This is a genomic window from Erwinia sp. B116, assembly GCF_002865965.1.
In the GTDB taxonomy this organism is placed as follows: Bacteria; Pseudomonadota; Gammaproteobacteria; order Enterobacterales; family Enterobacteriaceae; genus Erwinia.
Window position 1 is genome coordinate 1 of sequence record NZ_JRZZ01000128.1, and the last position, 452, is coordinate 452.

The window sequence follows — 452 nt, forward strand, 5'->3', positions numbered from 1 at the left end:
ACCTTTCCTGCCCCTGCATACATTTTCATTCCTGCAGCCTGTGCAAACAAACTTACAGCTTCGCTTGCAGCTACGGTGAATGATTGCCCGGCGCTGATATCGGTATTTTTTCCCGACATCAGGCCAATACTTGCTCCACCAGAAGCCAGACGGACAGTTTCAGGGCTTAGAATACCTATTCCGGCAGGCGCACTGGCCAGCATTCCTGGCATTTTGAGGTATTTCAATGCGTTGTTAAGCTCTTTTTGGCTGTAGATGTCTGATACCGTTACCTTCGCCCCTTTAGCGGCCACCTGAAGGCTTCTGGCCAGCGTGAGAGCCTGTTCCAGTTGTTCGACAGCCCTGTCCATTTCGAGCATTTTACCGCTGACGTCAGGTTGAGCATCCGCGGTCAGCAAAATGCCTCTACCACCACGAACGCTGACCCAGTCATTAGTTCGCAGTTCTGCACC

At 52.0% G+C, this 452-nt stretch carries 1 protein-coding gene; it reads right to left on the minus strand.

The features are described from left to right. Positions 1-452 (minus strand): DUF2345 domain-containing protein (locus NV64_RS22910; protein WP_146005553.1); only part of this gene is annotated, 452 nt, incomplete at both ends.